This is a genomic window from Pantoea sp. B550 (assembly GCF_024158165.1).
Taxonomy (GTDB): Bacteria; Pseudomonadota; Gammaproteobacteria; order Enterobacterales; family Enterobacteriaceae; genus Pantoea; species Pantoea alfalfae.
This window is the reverse complement of sequence record NZ_JAMYXI010000003.1, coordinates 2,523,945-2,542,690: the sequence shown is the minus strand read 5'-3', so window position 1 is coordinate 2,542,690 and position 18,746 is coordinate 2,523,945. Positions and strand designations below refer to the sequence as shown.

The 18,746-nt window shown below is 50.8% G+C and carries 20 protein-coding genes and 4 pseudogenes; 13 read left to right on the top strand and 11 right to left on the bottom strand.

All coding sequences use genetic code 11. The features are described from left to right. Positions 1–3 precede the first annotated feature (3 nt). On the bottom strand, positions 4–1,089 hold the full coding sequence (locus NIM72_RS14815; protein ID WP_222924615.1) for a LacI family DNA-binding transcriptional regulator: 1,086 nt from the start codon (positions 1,087–1,089) through the stop codon (positions 4–6). 193 nt (positions 1,090–1,282) lie between these two features. Between NIM72_RS14815 and NIM72_RS14810 the strand changes: the two genes are divergently transcribed. The 4 genes from NIM72_RS14810 (at position 1,283) to NIM72_RS14795 (ending at position 4,840) form a co-directional block, all read left to right on the top strand. After that, positions 1,283–2,095: an ABC transporter substrate-binding protein gene (locus tag NIM72_RS14810; protein WP_161735952.1), complete on the top strand. Its 813-nt coding sequence runs from the start codon at positions 1,283–1,285 to the stop codon at positions 2,093–2,095. Between the two features lie 61 nt (positions 2,096–2,156). Next, positions 2,157–2,963: an amino acid ABC transporter permease gene (locus NIM72_RS14805; RefSeq protein WP_253420983.1), complete on the top strand. Its 807-nt coding sequence runs from the start codon at positions 2,157–2,159 to the stop codon at positions 2,961–2,963. Continuing rightward, entirely contained in the window at positions 2,956–3,708 is a 753-nt protein-coding gene (locus NIM72_RS14800) for an amino acid ABC transporter ATP-binding protein (protein ID WP_061061528.1), read from the top strand. Before NIM72_RS14805 ends, NIM72_RS14800 begins: the two co-directional genes overlap by 8 nt. 19 nt (positions 3,709–3,727) lie before the next feature. Continuing rightward, complete coding sequence (locus tag NIM72_RS14795) at positions 3,728–4,840, top strand: FAD-binding oxidoreductase (RefSeq protein WP_161735950.1); 1,113 nt, start codon at positions 3,728–3,730, stop codon at positions 4,838–4,840. Positions 4,841–4,898: 58 nt separating this feature from the next. Here the strand turns inward: NIM72_RS14795 and NIM72_RS14790 are convergent, their stop codons facing one another. Further along, a complete protein-coding gene (locus NIM72_RS14790) occupies positions 4,899–5,414 on the bottom strand; it encodes an RcnB family protein (RefSeq protein ID WP_161735949.1) in 516 nt (171 codons plus the stop codon). A 125-nt stretch (positions 5,415–5,539) separates the two neighbouring features. Beyond that, positions 5,540–5,695: pseudogene (locus NIM72_RS14785) on the bottom strand (serine hydrolase); the annotation flags it as partial. Positions 5,696–6,050: 355 nt separating this feature from the next. Between NIM72_RS14785 and NIM72_RS14780 the strand changes: the two are divergent. Then, on the top strand, positions 6,051–6,719 hold the full coding sequence (locus NIM72_RS14780; protein WP_150010999.1) for a YecA family protein: 669 nt from the start codon (positions 6,051–6,053) through the stop codon (positions 6,717–6,719). A gap of 234 nt (positions 6,720–6,953) precedes the next feature. On the opposite strand, the pseudogene NIM72_RS14775 reads toward NIM72_RS14780, so the two are convergent. Continuing rightward, positions 6,954–7,103: pseudogene (locus NIM72_RS14775) on the bottom strand (DUF1493 family protein); the annotation flags it as partial. A gap of 68 nt (positions 7,104–7,171) precedes the next feature. Next, the gene (locus tag NIM72_RS14770; protein WP_253420973.1) at positions 7,172–7,948 is read right to left on the bottom strand and encodes a CDP-diacylglycerol diphosphatase; all 777 of its coding nucleotides are present in this window, start codon (positions 7,946–7,948) and stop codon (positions 7,172–7,174) included. A 221-nt stretch (positions 7,949–8,169) separates the two neighbouring features. On the opposite strand from NIM72_RS14770, the gene NIM72_RS14765 reads away from it, so the two are divergent. Beyond that, the gene (locus NIM72_RS14765) at positions 8,170–9,042 is read left to right on the top strand and encodes a phosphorothioated DNA-binding restriction endonuclease (RefSeq protein ID WP_253422111.1); all 873 of its coding nucleotides are present in this window, start codon (positions 8,170–8,172) and stop codon (positions 9,040–9,042) included. A gap of 292 nt (positions 9,043–9,334) precedes the next feature. On the opposite strand, the gene symE is transcribed toward NIM72_RS14765, so the two are convergent. From symE to NIM72_RS14740, 4 genes and pseudogenes are all read right to left on the bottom strand, one after another. After that, positions 9,335–9,664, bottom strand: coding sequence for an endoribonuclease SymE (symE, locus tag NIM72_RS14760; RefSeq protein ID WP_253420971.1), 330 nt, complete (start codon positions 9,662–9,664; stop codon positions 9,335–9,337). 384 nt (positions 9,665–10,048) lie between these two features. Further along, the gene (locus NIM72_RS14750; RefSeq protein WP_253420969.1) at positions 10,049–10,372 is read right to left on the bottom strand and encodes a DNA-binding transcriptional regulator; all 324 of its coding nucleotides are present in this window, start codon (positions 10,370–10,372) and stop codon (positions 10,049–10,051) included. Beyond that, positions 10,356–10,722, bottom strand: a pseudogene (locus NIM72_RS14745) (type II toxin-antitoxin system RelE/ParE family toxin). The gene NIM72_RS14750 and the pseudogene NIM72_RS14745 overlap by 17 nt, the downstream one beginning before the upstream one ends. Beyond that, positions 10,692–11,042: pseudogene (locus tag NIM72_RS14740) on the bottom strand (transposase); the annotation flags it as partial. The pseudogenes NIM72_RS14740 and NIM72_RS14745, both read right to left, overlap by 31 nt. A 624-nt stretch (positions 11,043–11,666) precedes the next feature. On the opposite strand from NIM72_RS14740, the gene NIM72_RS14735 reads away from it, so the two are divergent. From NIM72_RS14735 to NIM72_RS14705, 7 genes are all read left to right on the top strand, one after another. Further along, a complete protein-coding gene (locus tag NIM72_RS14735) occupies positions 11,667–12,500 on the top strand; it encodes a TerY-P anti-phage system-associated VWA domain-containing protein (RefSeq protein ID WP_253420967.1) in 834 nt (277 codons plus the stop codon). Positions 12,501–12,507: 7 nt separating this feature from the next. Then, the gene (locus tag NIM72_RS14730) at positions 12,508–13,227 is read left to right on the top strand and encodes a TerY-P anti-phage system serine/threonine phosphatase (RefSeq protein ID WP_253420965.1); all 720 of its coding nucleotides are present in this window, start codon (positions 12,508–12,510) and stop codon (positions 13,225–13,227) included. 13 nt (positions 13,228–13,240) lie between these two features. Next, on the top strand, positions 13,241–14,944 hold the full coding sequence (locus NIM72_RS14725) for a serine/threonine protein kinase (protein WP_253420963.1): 1,704 nt from the start codon (positions 13,241–13,243) through the stop codon (positions 14,942–14,944). A 66-nt stretch (positions 14,945–15,010) separates the two neighbouring features. Continuing rightward, positions 15,011–15,553: a hypothetical protein gene (locus NIM72_RS14720; protein WP_253420961.1), complete on the top strand. Its 543-nt coding sequence runs from the start codon at positions 15,011–15,013 to the stop codon at positions 15,551–15,553. Then, a complete protein-coding gene (locus NIM72_RS14715) occupies positions 15,550–15,822 on the top strand; it encodes a hypothetical protein (RefSeq protein ID WP_226347945.1) in 273 nt (90 codons plus the stop codon). The genes NIM72_RS14720 and NIM72_RS14715 overlap by 4 nt, the downstream gene beginning before the upstream one ends. Before the next feature lie 26 nt (positions 15,823–15,848). Beyond that, entirely contained in the window at positions 15,849–16,754 is a 906-nt protein-coding gene (locus tag NIM72_RS14710; RefSeq protein ID WP_253420959.1) for a hypothetical protein, read from the top strand. Between the two features lie 107 nt (positions 16,755–16,861). Next, positions 16,862–17,518 (top strand): GIY-YIG nuclease family protein, encoded by a 657-nt coding sequence (locus tag NIM72_RS14705; RefSeq protein ID WP_253420957.1) that lies wholly within the window; start codon positions 16,862–16,864, stop codon positions 17,516–17,518. A 30-nt stretch (positions 17,519–17,548) separates the two neighbouring features. On the opposite strand, the gene NIM72_RS14700 is transcribed toward NIM72_RS14705, so the two are convergent. Continuing rightward, positions 17,549–18,418: a restriction endonuclease gene (locus NIM72_RS14700; protein ID WP_253420955.1), complete on the bottom strand. Its 870-nt coding sequence runs from the start codon at positions 18,416–18,418 to the stop codon at positions 17,549–17,551. Positions 18,419–18,592: 174 nt separating this feature from the next. Continuing rightward, positions 18,593–18,694 carry a hypothetical protein gene (locus NIM72_RS21580; protein WP_371876305.1) on the bottom strand — a complete coding sequence of 34 codons (102 nt, stop codon included), beginning with the start codon at positions 18,692–18,694 and terminating at the stop codon, positions 18,593–18,595. Positions 18,695–18,746 lie beyond the last annotated feature (52 nt).

Genomic DNA, 18,746 nt, shown 5'->3' with positions numbered 1-18,746 from the left:
TGATCATTCCGCGCTGATCAGGCTGGCCGGCGCAGCAATCGACTGGCGAATCATCAGGCGGGCGTCAAAGCGCGGCATTGGCCCGGCTGCCTCGCCGCGTATCTCCGCAATCAGGCGTCGTGCCGCCTCACGGCCCATCTCATAGACCGGTTGCGCCACCACCGTCAGCGGCGGCGTGACAATCTCACTCCACGGAAAATTGTCATACATCACAAATGAGAGATCGGCAGGGATGCGCAGTCCGCGCTGCGTGACTTCCCGCAGCAGCCACATCGCGACCACGCTGTCAGAGGCCACCAGCGCCGTGGGCGGCTGCGGACGCTGCCACAGCTCAGCCACAATACGGGCAATCTCCGTTTCATCCAGCGCGTTCACTTTCACCAGCGTTGGATCAAACTCCACGCCCGCGGCAGCAAAGGCCTGCATCATGCCGCTAACGCGCTGAGCAACCGGCGTCAGGCCAAAATCCTCTGGTGCTCTGTAATCGGTTGCCAGCGCCATGCTGGTAACATAGGCGATATGACGATGACCTGCCTCCAGCAATCGGGCGGTCGCTTCTGCGGCGACATCCGTAAATTCGCAGCAGATCGCTTCCACATTAAGGTCAGTCACTGCGCGATCAAATAATTTCAGCGCTCTGCCCTCTTCCAGTACCTGCGTCAGATGGCTGTTGTGCTGGTGCTCCGAACAGCATGGCGCAACGATAATGCCGTCGACCCGCTTTTCCAGCATCACCCGCACTGCATCCTGCTCAGCCTGCAGTTTCTCATCGCTGTTGCTAAGCAGCAGATGGTAACCGGCCGTGCGCGCTACATCGGCCATGCCGCGCAGCGCAAGGCCAAAGTGAGGGTTTTCGATATCACCGACAATCACACCGATGGTATGAGAACGCCCGGTATTCATGCTGCGGGCCAAAGCATTCGGACGGTAGCCCAGCGCTGAGGCCGCGCTGCTGACCCGCTCCTGCACCTCATCACTGACGGCCCCATAACCGCCCAGCGCACGGGCCGCCTGAGCTTTAGAGACGTTTGCTGCACGTGCCACATCCGCCACGGTAGGCGCTTTCGATTGTCGTTTCTGACTCGTCATAATTATTTTGAATCACAGGTTGATGACAGGAATATTGACGCCGAAAAAAGGCTGTGCTTAAACTCATTATAACCCCTTGAGACCGGTCTCACAACGCCCACGTCTTGAGGTGCCACCTGCGTTGAGACCGGTCTCAATTATAATTGCTGGCTCAACTGTCTCTGATGTTTAAACCTGCAAAAACGGATGAGCTATGAAATCGCAAACCACCCTGGGCAAGCTGCTCGGCACCACGCTCGCACTCTGTTCACTTTCGTTCTGTACGCTGGCTGCCAGCGATAACAATCCTTATGGGCTGATCGAACCGGGTCAGCTACGCATCGCCAGCGTCGGCGACTCAAAACCTTACACCTTCACGGATGCCAGCGGTGAGTTTACCGGCTTTGACGTCGAGTTCTTCCGGAATGTCGCCCACCGAATCGGGATCGATAAGGTCGATTTTATTGGTCAGGACTTCTCGGCGATTATGCCGGCCGTGGCTAACGGTCAGTATGACGCGGCGGTGGCGGCTATCGGTATCACTCCGGCGCGGGAAAAGACGGTCGACTTTTCGACGGGTTATCTGGCGGGATTTCTCACCGTGCTGACCCGCTCTGACAGCGGCGTCAAGAATGTCGCCACCCTGGCAAAACGCCGGCTCGGGGTGGTCCAGGGTACGCTGCAGGAGAGCTATGCCGTCGAACACTTCACCCAGACCGATCTCGTGCGCTTCCCGGATAACAACAGCGCAGTTTCCGCGCTCAACAACGGTACGCTCGACGCGATCTTCCTCGACTACGAGGCAGCAAAAAGCTACGCCGACCGCTTTAAGCTGGTCTCTGCCGCCGACATCCCCTCGTTTGATGCACCGGCCGGCATTGCCATCGCCAAAGGCAAACCCGCCTTTAAGGCTGCGCTGGACGGCGCCATCAAAGCCGCGATGCAGGATGGCACCTGGAAACGACTTTACGAGAAGTGGTTCCCCGGATCGCCGATGCCAAAACAGTATCTGCCTGGCGGGCAGTAAAGATGCGGACGTCCGCGTCCTGAGTTAACCGGGGGATCCCCCACCCTGCATGGAGACGGCGATGGACCTGCTCACGATTCTTTCCCGCACCTTCTTTGATTTTCCATCAATGATGGAAGTACTGCCGCAGATGCTGACCACCGGGCTGGTCAACACGGTGATTATCTCGCTGGCAGCTACGCTGCTCGGCACGCTGTCTGGTCTTCTGCTGGCGCTGATGGGCATCTCGCCCTCACGCTGGCTGCGACTACCTGCCCGGCTCTATACCGATCTGTTCCGCGGTCTGCCTTCGATTCTGACCATTCTGCTGATTGGTCAGGGCCTGGCGCGATTCAGCTATCAGCTGTTCGGTCCTACACCCTATCCGCTGGGGATCTTCGCCCTCAGCCTGATCGCCAGCGCCTATATGGGCGAGATTTTCCGCGCCGGTATTCAGAGCGTGGAATGCGGCCAGATGGAGGCCTGCCGGGCGCTGGGGATGAGTTATGGCCGGGCAATGCGGCTGGTGGTCATCCCGCAGGGGATCCGCCGTGTGCTGCCCGCCATCGTTAACCAGTTCATCGCCATTATCAAAGATTCATCGCTGGTCTACCTGCTGGGCCTGATGACCCAGCAGCGGGAGCTGTTTCGCGTGGGTCAGGATGCGGCAGTGCTCACTGGCAACCTCTCGCCCCTGATGCTGGCCGGGCTGTTCTATCTGATCATCACGGTGCCGCTGACACACATGGTCAACTATGTCGATGTGCGCTATCGCACCGGCCGCCGTCGCCTGACGGCACCGAAAAGCGGCTTAAAAGAAGTGGATGAAGTCAGAACGCCCGGGGTTTCACTGGTCACGCAACCCCGAATCGGAGGCACCCATGAATAACCTGAACGGCGCGAGCTGGCACGGCGCCAGCCTGGAGCTGCGCGATCTGACGCTGGCCTATGGCCCGATTGAGGTGCTGCGTAACGTCTCGCTGCGGGTCGCGCCTGGCAGTACTACCTGCATTATCGGACCATCCGGCTCGGGTAAATCGACGCTGCTGCGCGGCATCAACCGGCTGCATGAACCGCAGTCCGGGGATGTGCTGCTGGCTGACCGATCGGTGCTGCACGACAAACCCGATGCGCTGCGGCTGCGGATTGGCATGGTGTTTCAGCATTTCAATCTCTTCCCCGACCACAGCGCGCTGGAGAACGTGGCGCTGGCCCCGTGGCGGGTTAAAGGCTTGCCTAAAGCGCAGGCGATGGCGATTGCGCGTCAGCGACTGGAAGAGGTGGGCCTGGGGCAACGCGCCGATCACCGGCCACGCGATCTCTCCGGCGGTCAGCAGCAGCGCGTCGCGATTGCCCGCGCGCTGGCGATGGATCCCGAGGTGATGCTGTTTGACGAGGCGACCTCCGCGCTCGATCCCGAACTGGTGAAAGGTGTCCTGACGCTGATGGCGGATCTCTGCCGTCGCGGCATGACAATGGTTGTAGTGACCCATGAAATGGGCTTTGCACGCAAGGTGGCAGATCAGGTGGTGTTTATGGACGAAGGCGAGATTGTTGAAGCCGGACCGCCGGGTGCCATTTTTGATGCACCGCAGTCGCCGCGACTGCAACGTTTTCTCTCTGAAGTGCTGTAACTGAGCAAGGAACCTGATAATGGCGTTAAAAAATGAAATAAAAGTGGTGGTACTGGGCGGTGGCGTCATCGGTGTGTCGACGGCGCTGGAGTTGACAAAACGCGGAGCGGCGGTGACGCTGGTGACCGAAGCTGCACTCTGCTCCGGCGCATCGGGACGTTCACTGTCGTGGCTCAACTCAGCGGGTGAGCGCTCCCTGCCCTACCATGCGCTGCGCATGGCGGGTATCGATCGCTATCGCACCCTGTTTGCTCAACATCCTGACCTTGACTGGCTACGTTTTGATGGCGGGCTCTGCTGGTTTAAAGACGATGCAGCCGGAACCCAGGCGCGGCATGCTTATGAGAAAACCCACGGCTACGACTCACAACTCATGACTGCGGATAACGTGGCGCAGGCGGATGCGGCCATCAATCCCGACGCGCTGCCGTCGCAGGCAATATTTAATCCTGGTGAAGGCTGGGTCAGCCTGCCACACCTCACAGAGTATCTGGTGAATCAGTTTCGGGCGCGCGGGGGTGAAGTGATAGAACATGCCGGTAAAGCCAGCGTGCTCACCGATCAGGGCCGCGCCTGTGGCATCCGCACTGAACAGGGTGAGCTGCGGGCAGATGCGGTGGTGGTCGCCTGTGGCCCCTGGACACCGGATGTGGTAGCACCTCTCGGCGTGACGATCCCCAACGGATCGCCGGTCTCCATGCTGGTCATCACGGAACCAGGCAGCCATGAGTTGAAAGCGGTGCTGAACACGCCCCGCGCCGCCATCCGGCCTAATCCCGGCAACCGTTACGCGCTGGATCATGACTGGTATGAAGAGGATATCCAGCCGCTGGCCGGAGGTGATTACTATATTGATGAGCAGGTCGTGGCAAAGCTGGCGGACGAAGCGAGCAAGCTGTTACGGGGTGACGAGCCGCTCAGCGTTCAGAGCTGGAAGACTGGCCTGAAGCCGATTCCGGGCGATGGCGATCCGGTGCTGGGACAACTGCAAAAGGTGCCGGGCTGTTATGTGGCGTTCACGCATTCGGGCGCAACGCTGGCGCTGATTGTCGGGGAATTACTGGCGGAGGAGATCGTAAGCGGTGAGAAGCATCCGATGCTGGCCAGCTTTAGTGCAGAACGTTTCAGCTAAAAAAAAGCCGGTCATCACGACCGGCTGATTTTATTTATCCACGGAATTAGCCACGGAATTAGCCACGGAAGAAGATATCACCCGATTTACCCATGACGATTTTGCCAGTGTCATTGGTAATCAGAATGTAGTTGGCGTTGATATACGCCCAGTGAGTATTTTCCTGCGGGGCAGGCAGATTACGCTTTTGCCACTCGGTAATGGTGAAAGTTTTATCGGTGTACTTCTCTGGCACGATGTCACCGATTTTGTACTGTTTGTAGTCGATGATGATGGTGCTGAGTTCATAATCAGGGCGCGCACCATTCACCGTTGACGGCGTGTTTGGCGTGGTGGGCGTAATACCATCATTAGACTGTGAGCTGGTCGGTGCCTGGTTTTGCGCCGCACCGGCATCTGGCTGAACGCTGCCGGTATCAGGCGTCGCGGTCTGAGCATCAGGATTAGCGGGCTGGATCTGCGGCGGTGGCGGAACGGTATCCGTTGCTTCGCCAGCAGCCTGTACAGCGGGGATCAGGCTCAGCGAGCCAACCAGTAATCCCATTGATAAAAGTACACGTTGAGTCCTGCGCATAATGATTTCCACGTTGAATTTTGACAGTCAGGCTAAAGTTTATCGCACTTCCGTTCCGTTGTGCTGATGCTATGTGCAGGGAAAACAGCGCTGTTTGCCTTACTGCACACAGGCCAGATAACGGATCAGACCACTTTATCCTGAGTTGCCAGATCGACCAACAACGCAATGCCTGAATTGTTGCTCCGGTTAAAGCCGCTCTGCAGCACCACAACCGCATTACCGTGACGTTTGTCGTAGCCGATAAAACTGGCGTAGGCGCCGATATAGCCCGACAGCGCGGAGATCTGCGAGAAGGTGACACCATCCGCCAGCAGGCAGATTAAGTCGCATTGTTAATCTGTCCATCCACTGGCCGATAGCGACGATCCGTGTGAAAAAGCCAGCCAAAACCATGCTGCAGGAAACGCTGTTTTCCTTCTGTCAGTCATTTATTTAACGCGTAGCTGAGCGGCGGCAGCGCCAGAACGTACGTGACTGTAGTTGCATAACAGGTGACAGAGAGGCTGAACACGGTTTAACTGCCAGGGAATGCCCGAACAGGGTTAGCTGTGTTGCAGCCCACAAGGGTGTACACTGCTGCGGTTTTGAGGCTTAACGCCGCGCTGAAATTTAATATGCCCGGGAGGCAACCGCATGAAAGAAGGCCCACTGTCCGAAAAAGAGCTGCAATGGCTGGAAGATATGCTGGAAAAATATGGCAGCGAAGCGTCGATTATTGATGTCTCCGAACTGGATGGTCTGCTGACTGCCGTTCTCTCCGGCCCTGTGACCGTCGAACCCAGCCAGTGGTTGGTGGCGCTGTGGGGTGGCGAGAAGCAGATTCCAAAATGGAGCAACGAGCGTGAAATGACGCGTTTTATGTCGCTGTGCTTCCAGCATATGAATGATGTGGCTGATCGCTTATCTGAATTCCCGGAGCAGTTCGAACCGCTGTTTGGCATCCGCGAGATGGAGGGTCTGGAGTTTACCGTGGTTGAAGAGTGGTGCTTCGGCTATATGCGCGGTGTCGCGCTGACCGACTGGTCTGCTCTGCCAGCGGATCTGCAGCCTGCGCTGGATGCTATCGCCCTGCACGGCGTGGAAGAGAACCTCGAAAAGATTGACGCTATGACGCCGGAGGAGATGGAAGCCAGCATTGAGGCAATCCGCCCTGCTGCGCTGGCGCTGCATGACCACTGGATCTCCCAGCCGGAAGCGATTCCCGTGCCACAAAAACCTGTTTCAGCAGAGAAACTGCCCGGCCGTAACGATCCCTGCCCGTGCGGCAGCGGCAAAAAATATAAGCAGTGCTGTCTGCATTGATCGATTTTGCTGCTTTGTGAGCTGCCGGGTGGCTATTCTGCCCGGCAGGTTTGAAGTGACCTCTATTCCTGCTTCGGCTGTTTAACTGGTAACGGCGTTGCCGCGCGAAACGACTTCTTCGGTGAAGATAGCGTGAGCATGAAATCTGGCCCGGCGAAAGCCGGTTTTTTTGGCGCTCAGGCAGCTAAAGAGACAGGAGCCAGTGGAGATAGTGATTTAGCACTCTGCGGATGCTCAGTCATACAACCCTCTGCCAGCTTTTGCCGACGCAATCAGCATACCGGGCGTAAAATCCGGAACGGGAACAGGTTCAAACTTTTTGAATGGGTTCCATGATACAGGCTCATGCGGAGAACAGGCTTCAATGCTGAAGTTCTCTGTGGCAATGTGTAATCCCTCGGATTACACCAGAGTGGCGGGGTCAGTGCAGAATTCAGGGTGATGAGGTTGGCTTACTCCGCCCTTGAAACATCAGCTGGCGGTGTTGAAAGAATTGCGCAGCGTTTATCCAGTAGCGACTCAACGGACGCCCGGTTGCCCTTATCCCAGCCGCGCCGGGTGGTTAGCAGGATAAACCCTTTTTCTCCCGAGAACGTCGTCGGGATGAGCGCCACACCCGACTCCGCCAGCTGCGGCGAGGACAGATGGAAATGGCGCGCCACGGAGGAGACAGGATAGATCCCCATCGCCGTCGGCTGCATAACGCGACGGGCATAATAGGTGTGATTCAGCAAACGGTCGGGCAAGGGTCGCCAGTCATTATGAATATAGGGGCGCTCGGCCTGAAGCTGGCGATAAACATCTTCCCGCAGGCAGGTCAGATGAATATGCAGTTGATTCTGGCTGCGGCCATAAGCGGAATTCAGCGCCATGCCAAGCCGATCCTCAGGCACTTTAGCGCCATAGGCCGCCATCAGACGATAGCGCATTAACCAGGCGTAACCGAAATAGTCGGGACGTCCGGGGCGCGACAGCGTAATGCTCTCAATGCCGGACATCGCCATCGTCGGTACCAGAATAAAGTGCAAGCTGTGGCGAGGGTTCTGGATGATGCTATAGCCCTGTGTGCTGTCCTGCGGCTGATAGATTTGCTGGCAGGGTGCAGGATCGCGACGGTAGTGATAGTTATTCATACAGAGGTCATGCGTGACCGTCCACAGCGCGTCAGAGCGGGCGCATCCTGTCAGCAGCAGCGCAATGACCAGCGGCAGAGATCGGCATCGCCACAACCATTTCCCGTTAAGTAGATTGCGTCCGGTCAGGCAACTCAATGCGGGTACAACCTCATCAGCAAGGGTTCATATTAGGGGAGCGTTTATGCAGTTTAGCATGGAGCCTGTGGTGATCTGCTTCAACGGACACAACTCACAGAATGTTCTGTGAGCACGCATTGAATCTCATACTTTTTAAGAGCATGATCGCAATAATTATCCGTTGCTTAGCCCTGACTATGACTCCAGCTCAATCACTTCAGACTGCCATTTCCGATGTCGCGGTATGGCGCAAAGGCGATCAATGCGCCCCTCATAAACCTCTATTGCTGCTCTATGTATTATCCCAATACAGAAAAGGACATTCGCGGCTGTTTAACTATGGAAATGAGATTGACGAGCCGTTAACCAGGCTGCTGATTGAGTTTGGTCCGAAAAGGCGTGAGTACTATCCCAATATGCCTTTCTGGCGGTTGAGAACAGATGGATTCTGGACGCTGGAAAACACAGAGAACTGCAGACCTCGTAAAGGAAATATCCAGCCGACTAAGCGTGAGCTGATTGAAAATCAGGTTTGGGGCGGATTTGATGAGGAGAATTATCAAACGCTGCAAAACAATCCAGCCCTGATCGACAAGCTGGCGCAGCAGATTCTGACTGAGCGCTTTCCCGAGAGTCTCCAGATTAACCTGGCCGAACTGTTAGGCTTTGATTTAGTCACGCTGATGAGAGCTCGCGATCCTCGCTTTCGCGACATGATTTTAAGGGCTTATCACTCACAATGCGCCATTTGCGGGTATGACCTGCGACTGGATGGTGCGCTGGTAGGACTTGAGGCTGCGCACATACGCTGGAAGCAATATGGTGGACCTTGTGAAGTCAATAACGGACTAGCCCTCTGCTCCGTACACCATTCTGCATTCGACAAAGGTGCTATCGGCATTGATGAAGACCTGAAGATTCAGATCTCAGGAGGGGTCAATCGTAGCCCCATTGTTGACCAGCTTTTCTGGGCGCTTGAGGGGCAAAGACTTCATCTGCCTAAAGATAAAATGCTATGGCCTGCTGAGCGGTTTATTGAGTGGCATCAGACGCAGGTGTTTAAAGCCTGAGACGCATAAAAGCCTCCCCAGCCTTACGTTAACTATGTGGATGGCAAATGTCGGCAGAGGCTGAATATTCGAGTTGTTAATAAAAGTATGCTGGCGCATTCACTTTGTATGAAGTGAATATAACGTTGACGTCGGGGATAGTATTTCTTTGCAGTCGGGCATTCAGGCGTCAGGCTGTAATGCGGTGAACGTGGCAAACAGTGAAGAAAGTCCGGCAACAGATGTGCTGGTAGAAGTGTTCTGGTCCTGATAGTTAACCGCTCCCGATATGATATCGGGAGCGGCTTTTCCATCAGACGACTTTCTGTTTACCTGATATAACCTGAATAAACTCCTGCACCTGCTTTTGTTTCCGTGCCGAGAGTTTGCACACCTGGCGCAGCGACTGCATCAGTTCGCTCTCCTGTAGCGCGGTGAGCACGATACAACCTTCCATTACCTTTACTTCTACGGCTGTGCCTGTGGCAAAACCGGCAGCTTCCAGCCATTGTCCTTTCATGGTGATGGCGGGCATTCTGCTGTAATCCGGATAGCGACTCGCGTAGCCAACCGTTAATTGACGGTTATTTGATGGCGAGACTTCTGGTTCAGACGGTTGTGCAATAGAATGGGCGTCAGTCATGATTACTATTCCTGTTTAATAGTGATTGTGATTAGCGGCGCGGGTGTGTTGCAGCACATCCGCACCGCGCTAAATACCTGTATATATCATCAGTAAAGAGAAGGAAAGTCCAGTTTAAAACAGCCTTTAATAAGCTATTTATAAAATCATTTGAATATAAAAAATAAGATTTAGCTGGCATGGAATAATAAGAAGCGCACCAGTAAGGTGCGCAATAAAATAAGGTTCAGGATTTTTTTCGCGACGCTTTTTTACCTGTGCTCGCTGTACGTTCGACTTTAATTTTTTCCAGCAACGCGGCGGCGCGGTTGTCAGCCTGTCAGATAGATACTGGGACTTATTTTCCTGAAATAATTCACCCGGAAATAAGCCAGTACAACAAACTCAAACCAACACCTTCAGTCCATGCTTCTGCACCACGGTAAGCAGTTTCAGCGATAATCCACTTGGACGCTTTACCCCACTTTCCCATTTCTGCACCGTTGACACACTGGTGTTCAGATAGCTGGCAAAAACGGGCTGGCTGACGTTCAGCTTCTCACGCAACGCCTTAATCTCGATGGGTTGCAGCTCATCCACATTGTTGAGGCACGCTCTATCAAAGTTGCGCATCGTTTCCTGAGGGATAGCATCGACCCTTAAAAATCCAGAAGCCGCGCTGTGGATGGCCTCAAATGCAGGACTCTTAAATTTACTTTTTGCAGTCATGGCAAATCTCCACCAGTTCTTTACTCTTAATCAGTGCCTTGATCTTTTCATCGCTAAGGGCAGCATAGTGCTTTGCTAACTCGCGAAATCCGGCCAGCTCGCGATTATCAATATTTGCCATATCCTGTTTGGCATAAAGGAACGTGTAAAACCAGTGCTCCCCACCTTTCATCAGGATAATGGCGCGATCGCGATTCTGGTTCAGGCGCTTCTTGTAAACACCACCACCAGGATCGTCAGCCTTCCCCCTGCACTACTGCCTCTGTAGGCCGACATAACTCACTATCTTTAATGGCGTGAGATTTCGCTGCCTTGCTGAACCATTTAGTTTTGAGGCCCTCCCGGCGCAATAACTGCCAGATGCGCCGGTAACCAAAGCGGCGGCTTCCCGCTTCTGGTCTGTCGTCAGAACTTTCGGCCCAGCCCCACCTGAAGCGCCTCCTTATCCAGCATGGCTTCAGCGAGAAGCTTCTTAAGGCGGGCATTCTCATCTTCAGGTGACTTAAGCCGCTTTACCTCAGGGACTTTCCATGCCGCCTAACTTCTTGCGCCAGGTGTAGAAAGTAGCGTCTGAAATAGCATGCTTGCGGCAGAGTTCCCGTGCCGAAACCCCGGCTTCGGCCTCGCGGAGAATACTGATGATCTGTTCGCTGGAAAAACGCTTCTTGATGAGGATGTCCTCATGTGACTGATGAAGACATTACTAACATCGCGGTGTATTAATCAACTGGGAGCAGGTCAGCTGTTCTATGAGTACTGCAGGGTGAAAATAATTGTTTCACTTGACCTACTGACTGGCGTGAGAAGTTTTATTCATACTCCACTCAGTCTGGAGCATATAAAGCGACTTACTGCTTGCTCTTGCACCAGTGTATCAATTGCCTCCACTTACCGAACTATGGCTGGCATGACTGGCGGAATATAAACACCACAAACTGCGCATACCTCAGTCAGAGCGATAAAGACACGCCAACTATCCTGCCAAACTACGATACAAAACTGGCAATGCTGTTGGTGCCATATCTGTTGGAATGGTGAAAAGGTATGTCCGCAATGTGCGGACTAGATATACGCCATTACTTGTAGCGATCAATAAGCAGGCTGGATCATTTGATAAAATCTAACTATTAAAATCCTAATAATCAGCATGGTATGTTAATCCCTCTCTAAAGAGCATGGCTTAGTGTGATTTTAGTCAAGACTCGACTAAAAATTTCAACTGTTCTTAGGGCATTTCTCGCAATTGTCTAACAAATTGATACGATGGGAATAATCTCAAAAAGGAGAAAGACATATGGCTTACGAAGCTCAGATCAGTCGCAATAACCCTGCAGCATTTCTTTTCGTCGTCGATCAGTCTGGCTCGATGTCAGACAAAATGTCCTCCGGTCGAAGCAAGGCTGAGTTTGTCGCCGATGCGCTTAATCGAACGTTAATGAACCTAATCACTCGCTGTACAAAGTCGGAAGGCGTGCGTGACTATTTCGAGATTGGCGTTTTGGGTTATGGCGGTCAAGGGGTTTCTAATGGCTTCTCTGGTCCGCTTGGAGGACAAGTCCTCAATCCAATTTCAGCTCTCGAACAAAATCCAGCCAGAGTGGAAGATCGCAAAAGGAAGATGGATGATGGAGCTGGCGGAATCATCGAGACAGCAATTAAGTTTCCAGTATGGTTCAATCCTATTGCTAGTGGCGGCACGCCTATGCGTGAAGCCCTGACCAGAGCTGCCGAAGAGTTGGTGACTTGGTGTGATGCCCACCCGGATTGCTATCCTCCGACTATTCTGCATGTGACTGACGGCGAATCAAACGACGGTGACCCGGAAGAGATTGCTAATCATTTACGACAAATTAGCACCAATGACGGTGAAGTTCTTATTCTTAACATCCATGTCAGTTCCCTCGGAAATGATCCAATCAGATTCCCCTCCTCTGACGCTGCTTTACCGGATGCCTACGCTAAGCTGCTCTTCCGTATGTCCAGCCCTCTTCCGGAACATCTGGTGCGTTTCGCGCAGGAAAAAGGTCATACGGTCGGAATCGAATCTCGTGGATTCATGTTCAATGCTGAGGCTGCCGAACTCGTCGATTTCTTCGACATCGGAACTCGCGCTTCTCAGCTGCGTTGATTCAGCAATGAAACTGGAGTTCTTAGGGACAGTTCCAAAAGATCCTGGATACCCTGAGGCGAATGAAGATAAATTTGCCTTCTCCGAGGATGAGAGAAGGCTGGCTCTATGTGATGGCGCGAGCGAGTCCTTCAACTCAAAGTTATGGGCTGATCTTCTTGCTCGTAAATTTATTGCAGAACCGAAAGTAAATCCTGAATGGGTAGCATCTGCTGTAGCGGAATATTCTGCCACGCATGACTTCCCGTCTATGTCCTGGTCCAAGCAAGCTGCATTCGAAAGAGGCAGTTTTGCGACACTAATAGGTGTAGAGGAATTTGAAGAGCATCAGGCGGTAGAGATTCTTGCTGTAGGAGATAGCATCACTATGCTGGTTGATTGCGGGAAACTCATTCGCGCATGGCCTTTCGATAATCCAGATAAATTTAGAGAGCGGCCAACACTGCTTGCTACGCTCCCCGCTCATAACGATTTCGTCGGCGGAGGTAGTTTCTGGACACGGCATGGGAAAACTTTTTACCTTGAAAAACTCACCCAACCCAAACTCCTCTGTATGACAGATGCGCTCGGCGAATGGGCATTGAAACAAGCACTGGCAGAGGATTCTGGTTTTATAGAATTACTTTCACTGCAAACCGAGGAACAGCTTGCACAGTTAGTCCTGAGGGAGCGTGCAGCAAAACGTATGCATATCGACGACTCAACGCTGCTTGTACTATCGTTTTAACGCGGAAAGAAAGATGCCTTACCCGTCTCTTGAACAATACAACCAAGCGTTTCAGCTACATAGTAAGCTGTTAATCGATCCTGAATTGAAATCTGGCTCCGTTGCCACGACAGGGCTGGGTCTACCCTTGGCCATCAGCGGTGGCTTTGCGCTGACCTATACGATCAAATCAGGTGTTAAGAAATATGCCGTTCGTTGCTTTCACAGGGAATCAAAAGCCTTAGAATGCCGTTATGAGGCTATAGCCAGGAAGATTTCCAGCCTTCGCTCACCCTACTTTCTTGATTTCCAGTTTCAGCCCCAAGGGATCAAAGTCGAAGGAATATCTTACCCTATTGTCAAAATGGCATGGGCCAAGGGAGAGACACTTGGAGAATTCCTTGAGGTCAACAAGCGTTCTACACAAGCAATAGCGAAACTATCTGCATCGATTGAATCACTTGCTGCATACCTTGAAAAAGAAAAAATAGCACATGGTGATTTCCAGACCGGAAACCTGATGGTTTCCGACGGAGGTGCAACCGTTCAGCTAATCGACTATGACGGAATGTTCGTTGATGAGATTAAGACATTAGGAAGCTCAGAGCTGGGGCACGTCAATTTTCAGCATCCCCAACGTAAATCAACAAATCCGTTCAATCACACTCTGGACCGTTTCTCACTCATTACGCTCTGGCTAGCTCTTAAAACCTTGCAAATCGATCCTTCCATTTGGGATAAATCAAATTCGGAACTGGATGCAATCATTTTTCGAGCTAATGACTTTGTAGACCCCAGTTCATCTTCCATCTTAGGGATGCTATCAGGCATTCAACAGCTTTCCCCCCACGTAAAGAATTTTGCCGCAGTATGCGCTTCCGCAATGGAAAAAACACCTTCCTTGGATGACTTCATTGCTGGCAGAAACATTCCCGTATCCCTAACAACTATTAGTATGAATGGGGATATACCAAGCAGCAGACTGAAACCCGGTTACATCGGTGCCTACACAGTATTATCAGCTCTAGAGTACAGCGCCTGCCTTAAGCGAGTTGGTGATAAAGTTGAAGTTATTGGCAAGATTATTGACGTCAAACTCAATAAAACCCGAAATGGCAAGCCATATATCTTCGTTAATTTCGGTGATTGGCGCGGTAATATATTTAAAATATCAATTTGGAGTGAGGGCATTAGCGCCTTGCCTTCAAAACCCGATGCCTCATGGATCGGAAAATGGATTAGTGTAATCGGTCTTATGGAGCCGCCTTACGTTAGCGGGAAATACAAATATTCACATATCTCAATTACAGTAACGACGATCGGCCAAATGACCGTGCTTTCAGAAACAGATGCCCGTTGGCGTCTTGCTGGGCCAAAGAATAGTCGACAAACATTAACTTCTACTAGCAGCAATCAAGAAGCCCTAGAGCGCATTAAGGGTAAGAGCACCATTTCAACTCCTAAGCCTATGAGCACTAATGCAACGACTGTAAACCAGGCAATCCTCAGCAAGTTACGGGCTTCTACACAAACTGCATCGCCAGCAAGAGCGCAAACTCAGCATATTGTGCCTAATAAATCATCAACGCATTATGTGGCACCGACGAAAACATCAGCTTCACAGCCGGTATCACCAGCTCAAAGCATTCCGAGTAAGACAGTTGCTTCAAATCAACAGACTTCTAAGACAAATATAATCATAAAGATTTTCAAATGGCTTTCGAGATTGCTGCATTAATCAGCAAGGCGGGCGATCTGCATATCACGATGCTTGTTTCCTAACTATCGAAAAATGAGGTAAAAAATGGACGCAGAGAAAATTCAGTCAGATATAGATGCTCTTTTAACATATATGAACGATGACATGGAGAACCTCGGAGAGACGATCAAAACTGTTTCATTTGGATTTGATATGGACCAGAACGATCGCATTGCTATTGACGAGCGGCTTCACTGGTCGGAAGAGTATTTGTTCAAAATCATCAACATCTGCCATTCCCGTTCTCTTCTACGTAAGGACTATGGAGATTTTGAACATGTATCCCTGACAGAAGAAGGCCAGAGCAGGGCTATATCAGTCAAACATGGGAAAAATCGTTCTTACGAGTTAGGAGCCAGTATGCAAATCGCGACGCTAAATGTTCATGGGCCAGCACAAGTTGGTAACGCCAATACGCAAAACATTCACAATGTATTTAATCAATTACTTCAGCAGATCGAGAAATCCTCCGCTTCTGATGAAGACAAACAGGAAGCTAAAAACCGCTTGGCTAATTTTTTGGAACATCCTTTGGTTGGCTCTATCGTCGGAGGTCTTGCTGGTTCTCTTCCAGGTCTAATGGGATGATGGAGGATCTTAAAAAAACGATCCGACTGCGCTGTGCATTCTGCCGCTCGGAACAGTTCGCCTTACCTTACGAGGATTACGCCCCCCCAAGTCATAGCGTTGTCGTTTGTGCCAACTGTGGGAGGGAAAACGACGTCACATCTCTGCTCATCGTTGCTAAATCGAAAGGGATGGAAATAGCTGAAGATTATGCTGATGAACTAGTTGAAAAGATGACGAAAAATCTGTTCAGAACTTTTAAAAACAGTAAATTCATAAAGATAAAGTGATTACAAAAAAGCGTCATGGAGGACGTATGTCAAAGACCAAAGTACTTTTTGCTTATTGCCATGAGTTAGATCGATGTATATCGATTGATGAAGCAAGAACAGAATTCTTTTCAAGAAATCCGCACGACAGACAACGGTTCACTTTCCCCTGCGGCGATCGCAACTGCAACGTCACCATTAGTGGCGTTAATTACCATGTCAAAGCTGAAGACGGTAAAAAGTTCAAAGTTGCACATTTTCGTTCTCCACATCCCCATAATCTGGGATGTGAATGGATGCAGTTTTCTGAGGAAGCTAACCAGCCCCGTCAACCTAATGAAACAGAGGCTGACTACACAGAAAGAAAGGCAAGGCAGAAGCTAAATGATTTTATCAATTGCTTCGATCCTTGTACTGATGAGAAAGATTCTCAGCAAAAAGAATCTGGACAACTTACATCACTTTCGCAGGTAAACTACCCCGTCAAAGACGATGATTTGTCTGACGAGAAATCCCGCAAGTGGAGTCGTTATACACGAACTAACCAGTTACAGCGCCTAGTAGACACCTGGCAAGAAGCCAAGAGAACTCTTACATACGACGAGTTCAGAGCTTTAAGACTAAGAGTCACAAACTACGGGAATATTCATTTCCATAAATACATAACTCATATTCAGAAAGGGCTAAAAAACCAATACGCAGGTGTCATTTTCGGCGGTGGCTCTTTGGTGAAACGCTATGGTCGTGGTTTTCTCATTAATTTCTTCGATAAACATAACGATAAACCAATTCGTCTGTATATCAATAAGAACCTTATGGAGAAAGGACGATTCAGTCATTATATTGATGAAATATTATCAACAGAAAATGTGAGATATTTTCGTGTCTTTTTGTTAAACCCAGAAGTCTCCGAAAAAAAAAGACCGCGCTGGCAAGCCAGTTATCAACCTTGAGATATCAAGCCTGCAACAATTGGCGATTTACTACGAACTCGACTCTTCTGAAGATAATGATTTTGATTGACAGTATCATACTAAATTTATAAAAAGGAGAAGCATTTATGGCCCCTGGATATGTATACATTTTAATCAACTCAAGCATGCCAGGATTAATTAAAATCGGTCGAACGCTACGCGACTCACGCATGCGTGCGCGTGAGCTCTTCTCCACTGGAGTACCAACACCGTTTCAAGTTGCTTTTGAGTTGTTTGCTGAACAACATGAAGCTCTCGAGGCTATGGTACATAATGAATTGAATGATTTTCGAGTTAATGCGGCACGCGAGTTTTTCCGCTACCCACTCGACAAGGCCGTTGCATTACTAATTAAGCTGGCAACCCCCCTTCAAAACTCCACTGAACAGTATGTGGCCGAGGATATAACGCTACGGCTTACAGAAAAATATCCTTTATATATACGTCCAGAAATTGTAGCGGTAAGGATTGTTCAAATGCCCGGAGGTGTCTGGCTAGAGATTACGACTGAGAAAGAAATCGCTGGATACCTCGTAGAGCAGACAACCCAACGGACAGATCTAGCATTCATTGTTGACACAGACGAGGCATTCTTTCGGCCAGAAGATGATGTCCGTTTAAATGCGAATAAGCTGGTAAATGATTACGATATTTACTCTGTCGTCATGACTACGGATCTCTTTCATGACGATGCATGCCAACAAATAACACGCGCGCATCAAGCCCAGAGAATTTTCGTCTGATGCGACAGGCGTAACGATAACCCAAATTCATTACTCAAAGTAATCCATGTCCAGTTTGGGCACCTTAACCAAACGAGAGGAAACGCCAACCTCGTTTTCAATCATTAAATGAACTAAACGTTCGCCATCAACCAGCACCATTCCCTCAACGGAATGGGCAAAATCCCGCGCCTGAGAAGTAAAACCGGAAGTGGTAATAAATACTCCACGTTTGGCCTTTTGTCCGGCCAGCGCACCATAGAACGCCTGAAGTTCAGGGCGACCAACTGTGTTCTGCCAGCGCTTAGCCTGCACGTAAACTTTTTCCAGCCCCAATTTATCAAGCGAAATAATGCCGTCGATGCTGCCATATCCCAGACGATGAAGTACATCCAGTACGATAACCTCAAAGCGCGCAGGAGATACTTGCAACAAGTTTTCCAGTAACTCATCAGCAACAGCATCCCGCAGCTCTTTTAACGCTTGATCTAGACGATCGTCAGGGCTGCTTTTTGCTAGCTCTTCCTGGTTCGGTGCCGCTGGTCTTGGATCAAGATCGACAGCATCTGGCTGCTGTTTTAACTTCACGTTCATGAAATCAAAGGCCAGGTGGTTCACTTCCTCTTCGACGAGCGGCTGGGGATGGGCCTGTACCCATTTAACCCCGTCGGGGGTTAAGCACCATTTTCCTCTGGATAAACTTTGCGATAATCCAGCTCGCTTCAGACGGTCATGTGCCCACCCTGCCCGGTTTTTATAAACCAACTGACCACTGGCTATCACTTCTGCTCGCTGATTATCATCAAGATTAAGTGCATCTGCCGCAGCTTCATGCGCATCGCGAGCAGGTATGCCCTCAGGTTTACCTGCCAGAAAACGGAGAATTGGTTCAATAAATTTATCGTAGGTAGGAACGGCCATATAAACATCCCTGATATGTTTTTTTTAGATCGGTTGCGTCAAACAGATCAACTAAAGTCTGTTTAGTTACTTAGCAATTGAGTGTACTTCCAACTGGTGAGGACATGAACATACACCACGCTGATTTTACTAACTAAGATAAAATCTCATCTCCACATCTAAAAGCAGAAAATATCACCCCAGCCATCTCATCCAACCGCGTTTTGACAACTCCCCACTCGGGCATAACAGTCCCATCAGACGGTAAAAGCGATCGCTATGACTGTGTTCAGCAATATGACACTGCTCATGCAGAATTACGTAATCAATGCACTCCGGGGTGATTAAG